6 protein-coding genes are annotated in these 6,163 nt (G+C 51.2%); 3 read left to right on the forward strand and 3 right to left on the reverse strand.

Annotated features, from left to right (window positions below; genetic code table 11):
* Positions 1 to 463: 463 nt before the first annotated feature.
* Complete coding sequence (locus FD32_RS10195; RefSeq protein WP_235803749.1) at positions 464 to 850, forward strand: PLP-dependent aminotransferase family protein; 387 nt, start codon at positions 464 to 466, stop codon at positions 848 to 850.
* Entirely contained in the window at positions 786 to 1,586 is an 801-nt protein-coding gene (locus tag FD32_RS03355) for an aminotransferase class I/II-fold pyridoxal phosphate-dependent enzyme (RefSeq protein ID WP_235803750.1), read from the forward strand. Before FD32_RS10195 ends, FD32_RS03355 begins: the two co-directional genes overlap by 65 nt.
* 45 nt (positions 1,587 to 1,631) lie before the next feature.
* Here the strand turns inward: FD32_RS03355 and hpt are convergent, their stop codons facing one another.
* Both hpt and FD32_RS03365 read right to left on the reverse strand, forming a co-directional pair.
* Entirely contained in the window at positions 1,632 to 2,171 is a 540-nt protein-coding gene (gene hpt, locus FD32_RS03360; protein ID WP_047768069.1) for a hypoxanthine phosphoribosyltransferase, read from the reverse strand.
* A 180-nt stretch (positions 2,172 to 2,351) separates the two neighbouring features.
* Positions 2,352 to 2,645: a type II toxin-antitoxin system RelB/DinJ family antitoxin gene (locus FD32_RS03365; RefSeq protein WP_082126040.1), complete on the reverse strand. Its 294-nt coding sequence runs from the start codon at positions 2,643 to 2,645 to the stop codon at positions 2,352 to 2,354.
* A 169-nt stretch (positions 2,646 to 2,814) separates the two neighbouring features.
* Here FD32_RS03365 and FD32_RS03370 point away from each other — a divergent pair, with 169 nt between their 5' ends.
* A complete protein-coding gene (locus tag FD32_RS03370) occupies positions 2,815 to 5,043 on the forward strand; it encodes an alpha-galactosidase (protein WP_047768067.1) in 2,229 nt (742 codons plus the stop codon).
* Positions 5,044 to 5,139: 96 nt separating this feature from the next.
* On the opposite strand, the gene FD32_RS03375 is transcribed toward FD32_RS03370, so the two are convergent.
* Positions 5,140 to 5,973, reverse strand: a complete 834-nt coding sequence (locus tag FD32_RS03375) for an AraC family transcriptional regulator (protein WP_047768065.1) — start codon at positions 5,971 to 5,973, stop codon at positions 5,140 to 5,142.
* Positions 5,974 to 6,163: the final 190 nt, after the last annotated feature.

Genomic DNA, 6,163 nt, shown 5'->3' on the forward strand with positions numbered 1-6,163 from the left:
AAAGCCCTGAACCACAATGATTTCATTGCAATTCAGGGCTTTCAAGTTTCAGTTACCTAGCTTATAATCTGTCTCTTCTTGGCATTGATTGATTTTTGGATTAGTCGTGATATTAATTCGCCCTCGTGCCCCAAATTAACGATTTCATTAATTGCCAGTTGCGGATTAATTACAAGGCTATCTTGTTTAGGGATATCGGTGATGAATCCCTACTGGTAAGAAATGACTCTCTTTGACACAAGCAGAAGCAGACTTCCTTATTTGCTTCATATAAAGAAACAGAAGTACTTATTTTTGGTACCTTGACAACGTTACCTAAAAGGAATAAATTAATTTCAAATTAAAAATGGCTTACCCGACACCGGTTGGGTAAGCTTTAGGCACTTATAGTAAGCCGCAGGTATGATGGCCTGGCCATCTAAGGTTTGCTATAAGTGCCTTATTTTTTAAGGAGGACTAACAGATGAAAATCAAGGATTTTGGCGTAGAACAGTGGATGAATAAGTACGAAACTAAGGCCCGGTACAACCTGGGCGAAACCTGCGTCGCACCGTTTTCCCTCCGGGGGCTCCTGGAAGTTGCCGGTGTCGACGAGGAAGAATTTACCACTAAATTGTTAGACACACGCTTAACTTACGGGGCAATTGAGGGGGCCGACGAACTAAAACAGGGGATCGCCCAACTCTACCGGACCCCACTTGCACCGGATAACATTGTGACCGAGCACGGCGCAATTGGTGCTAACAACCTGGTCCTCAATACAGTGGTCGCCCGGGGACGAGGTAGTGGTGGTAACGCCGACCTACCAGCAGTTGCAGTCGATTCCCCAGGCCCTGGGGGCAGCCGTTAAGTTACTGCCCCTGACCAAGGAGAACCACTACCTCCCGGACATCCAAGAACTTAAGCAGCTGGTGACGCCGCACACCAAGCTGATTATCCTGAATAACCCCGATAACCCAACCGGGGCCCTGATACCGGAAGCTAAACTTGAAGAGGTAGTGACGGTTGCCAAGTCCGTTGATGCTTATGTCTTATGTGACGAAGTTTACCGCCACCTAACCCAGGACGACCAGTATTCACCATCAATTATTGACCTTTATGAGAAGGGAATTTCTACCAGTAGCTTTTCTAAGGTCTTCTCGCTAGCCGGCCTCCGCCTAGGTTGGATTGCTACCCGTGACCGGGCGCTGATGACCCAACTCCTTTCTCACCGGGACTATGCCACCATTTCCTGTGGCGTCGTGGATGAGATGATTGGTACGCTGGCCCTGCAGAACTGGCAAAAGATCCTGCACCATAACCGCCTGATTATCCGGGAAAACCTCCAGCTTTTAACCAAGTGGGTCGCCGGGCAGGATAAGATTTCGTGGCAACGGCCAACTGCGGGGACTACTGCTTTACTTTATTACGACGCCCCCTTGGCCAGCACCGCTTTTTGTGATCAGCTAATGGCCAAGTACCAGACTCTCCTGGTCCCCGGGGTCTGCTTTGGCATTGAAAATTCAGTCCGGATTGGCTATGCCTTTGAAAGTGACCATTTGATTGCTGGCCTGTCCCGGGTGAGTGCCTTTTTAGCTGAGAACTAAAAAGCAACCCGTCACCAAGCGATAACGAGTTGCCATAGTGTAATCTTAATTTTCGTAAACGGACCGTTTCAAGATTCCAATGTAGGGGAGGTTACGGTAGAGACCCCTGTAATCGAGCCCGTAGCCAACGATGAATTTATTCGGGACCTTGAAACCAACGTAGTCCGCCTCAACATCAACTTCCCGGCGGTCTGGCTTATCGAGGAGGGCACAGATCTCGATGCTTTTGGCACCGCGTCCCTTCAACAGGTCCGCCAGGTACTTCAGGGTATGCCCGGTATCGATGATGTCTTCCATGATGATGACGGGGCGCCCATCAATGTTTGATGACAGGTCCTGAACAAGTTTGACCTTTCCCGCTGACTGGGTACCATCGGCGTAACTGGAGACGTCGACGTAGTCCAGGTTGAGCTTAAACTTGAGGCGTTTGATCATCTCTACCGTGAAGACGACCGCTCCCGTCATGACGGAGACGATCAGGGGGCACTGGCCCTGGTACTTCTCCGTCAGTTGGTTGGCGATTTCATCCATCCGGTTGTCAATCTGCGTCTGGGTGTATAAGACTTGTTCAATATCGTTATTCATCAAATTCTCCTTTTGCCGTGTCGCTGCCAGTTAAAATAATGTTCGTGTTTTACGGAACAATTACTTTACTGGCCCCTTTTGACTCTTGAATTTTAACATAAATCTGAACTATTTAAAGGGGCATTAGCAAATTTGACCAAAAAAGAAGAAGCTAGAGTGTGTCGGCTCTAGCTTCTTCTTTTAACGTTTTTTAAGGATGGTTCCGCCAATCCCCGTTGACGATCCCTGGTTAGCCAGGGCGTTGAAGAGCTCGTTCAGGTTGGCAACGACTTCTTGGTCACCGGCCTGGTAACGCTGGGCAAGCTTTTGGGCGTCAAACTGGTTACTGGTAAGGTCAAAGGGGATTCTCCTGTCTCTTTGGACCCGTTTAAGGTAAATTTTAATACCGGTTGTAATATCGAGCCCCATTTCGTTGAAGATGGCGCTAACGTTGTCCTTCAATTGGTCATCAACTTTGATATTAATCTGTGCCATTTGGATTGCTCCCTTGTATACTATTTTATACAAATAAGTATATGGCAAAACAAAGCAGTGGTCAATTATGGGACCCCACAAAATGTTCCCTTTTACCCACGACCGGTCAGCGACAAAAGCGCTTTTATTAGCTAGAATGAAATTAAATTTGTGAAGGGAGCACGATGCAATGCCAATTAAGTACCATCAAACGAGTCAGGAGTTTCACCTGTATAATGACCACATTAGCTACATTATTAAGGTGCTGAGAAACGGCCAACTGGGTCAACTCTACTTCGGTGCCCGGGTCCCGGACAGAGATGACCACGGTTACCTGGTTGAAAATGACTACCGGCCGATGATGAGCTACGTCTATGATGACTACAAGTTTTCCCTGGGGAACGTCAAGCAGGAGTACCCGTCATATGGAACCAGCGACTACCGGATGCCGGCAGTCGAACTCAAACAGCCCAACGGTAGTACGATTACGAACTTCCACTACGTCAGCCACCAAATTTCAGCGGGGAAGCCAACACTGCCCGGCCTTCCCGCTACGTATACTGAGGACGATAGTGAGGCCACAACGCTGGCGGTCACCCTGCGCGACGACCTTACCAAGGTTGAGATGGTCCTCTACTACACGATCTTCACGGACCACGACGCGATTGCTCGCAGTGTCCGCTTCATTAACCAGGGGACCGCGCCCCACCAGCTGACAACGGCGATGAGCATGAATCTGGACCTGCCAGATGATGACTACGACTGGGTGCAATTCTCTGGTGCCTGGGGCCGGGAGCGACAAAAGAAGGTGGCCCACCTCCGTCCCGGCATCCAGTCCGTGGGTAGTACCAGGGGCGCTTCTAGCCATATGCAAAACCCGTTTGTTATTCTGAAACGGCCCCACACTGACGAATTCCAGGGGGCAGCGTATGGTTTTTCCCTCATATACAGCGGTAACTTCCTCGCCCAGGCGGAGGTGGACGCCTACAAGGTAACCCGGGTGCAGATGGGGATCAACCCCTTCCACTTCTCCTGGAAGCTCAAGCCGGGGGAGTCGTTCCAAACTCCGGAAGCGGTGATGGCTTACACCAGTAAGGGCCTGAACAGCCTCAGTCAAACTTTCCACCGTCTTTACCAGACCCGCCTTGCCCGGGGCTACTGGCGTGACCGCGAGCGGCCGATTTTGATCAATAACTGGGAAGCCACCTACTTTGACTTTAACGAAGAAAAGCTGCTCCGGCTCGCCAAGCAGGCCCAGCGGCTCGGAGTCGAATTATTTGTCCTTGACGATGGCTGGTTTGGGGAACGGACAAAGGAAACGGCCGGCCTAGGTGACTGGTGGGTCAACCGTGACCGCTTACCCGATGGGATCAGCGGCCTTTCAAAGAAGATTCACCAGTTGGGGATGCTGTTTGGCCTGTGGTTCGAACCAGAGATGGTCAATAAGGATAGTGACCTTTACCGCAACCACCCTGACTACATCATCCAGACACCAGACCGGCACCCATCTCAGGGCCGCCGCCAGTATGTCCTCGATTTTTCTCGGCAGGAAGTGGTGGATTATATTTACCAGCTGGTTGCTAAAGTCATTAAAGACGGGCACGTTGACTACGTGAAGTGGGACATGAACCGGAATATCACTGAGTGCTACTCCGCCGCCTACCGACCGGACCAGCAGGGGGAGATTTTTCACCGCTACATCCTGGGAGTCTACAAGCTCTATGACCGGCTGATCAAGGCCTTCCCGAAGGCCCTCTTTGAATCGTGTGCTTCCGGTGGCGGCCGTTTTGACGCGGGGATGTTGTACTACGCGCCGCAGGCCTGGACGAGTGATGACTCCGATGCCGGTGAGCGGCTGAAGATTCAAACCGGGACCTCGTACTGTTACCCGACCAGCGCGATGGGGGCCCACGTTTCGGTTTGCCCTAACGAACAGGTCAACCGGGTGACGCCATTAAAGACGCGGGGTGACGTCGCCTTTTTTGGGGACCTCGGGTACGAACTCGACCTGGGTAAGCTAACGGGGGCTGAATTGGCCCAAATTAAGGATCAAATTACCTTCATGAAAAAGTACCGGCGCCTGTTTCAATTCGGCCGCTTCTACCGGTTGAAGACACCGTTCGAAGGAAATTTCACCGCCTGGCTAGTGGTGTCCCCTGACCAACGATACGCGGCACTGGGCTACTTTAAGATGCTCAACGATGTTAACGCGGAATACCGCCTGCAGCAGATTCCAGGCCTCTTAGCCGACCAGGAGTACCAGGTTAAGGAAGAAGGCGGCCAGGATTGTGGCTACTACTATGGTCAGGAACTTGCCAATATTGGCCTTGTCGTCTCCGATGCGGAGTCGGAACAGTCAGCCGCCACCAAGCAGGTAACTGACTTTTATAGCCGGCTGTTTATCTTTGAAGCAAAGTAACGTGAACTACTCGGTCATTAATGAAAATACAAAACGACCGCTAGCGTTCCGCAATCTTGGTGTGGAACGCTAGCGGTCGTTTATTGTATTACGTTCTCATCGATGTTCCCCCTGGGCCTGCTTGCGGTATTCGCGCGGGTTAAGGCCGTACGTTCGCTTAAAGATCCGGGAAAAGGAATTGGCGTGCTCGTAGCCACTGGCCTGGGCAATCTCGTCAATCGTCAGTTGGGAGGACTCCAGTAAGTGGCGGGCCTTCGTGATGCGGAAGTTGCGGATATACTGGCTGGGAGTCAGCCCGGTTGTCTTTTTAAAAAGGCCACTGAGGTAGCTGCGGTCCAGACTGACGGCCCTGGCCAACTGGTCGGTCGATGCCGTGGCAATGTGGGTACTCAGGTAGTGGATTGCCTGGTCAACATACTGGTTCTTTTGCAAAGTTGTGTGGGGCGCGTTAATGGGCTTTGACCGGGCAATAAAGCTGAGAAAGCGCAAGAGGTAGCTGTTGGCGAGCAGCTCGTTTTCCGGCTTATCCGGTGGTAACTTCATGATGTGGTTGATGCAGTCGACCAGTTCGTAGGAGTACTGGTTATTGAAGGTCGGCAGGTCTTCAGAAAGGCCCAACTGGTCAACCAGCTCATCGGCGTACTTACCGGTAAAACCAACCCATACGTAGGACCAGGGGGTGTATTTGTCCGCAACGTAGTAGGTCTGGTAATTGGGCTCAATTAAAAAGCCCTGACCGGCGTGGAGATGGTACTCAACGTCGCTCACCCGGAAAGTGCCCGTACCGGCGAGAATATAGTGGATTAGGTAATAGGGACGGACGGCGGGACCGTAATGGTGGCCGGGCAGAGTATCGGACCGACCGAGGGATGTAATCCCCAAGAAAGAATCGTTAGTTGGTGAAAAATCGAATGCGGTTGCCTTTTCCATATCTGCCGTCCCCTTTCTACCACCTATTTTACCCCCTTTCCCGGATAAGTGGTGTTGTGTTTCACATGAAACATATAAAAACTCCCCGTGGCTTGCGGCCATGAGGAGCTTCTTGCTCGTATTTACTTGATCAGCTGAAACTTGAAAGCTAATAATCACGCCAAAGGCGTGTGGTTATTGGCTTTTTTGG

This window comes from Limosilactobacillus panis DSM 6035, assembly GCF_001435935.1.
Classification (GTDB): domain Bacteria; phylum Bacillota; class Bacilli; order Lactobacillales; family Lactobacillaceae; genus Limosilactobacillus; species Limosilactobacillus panis.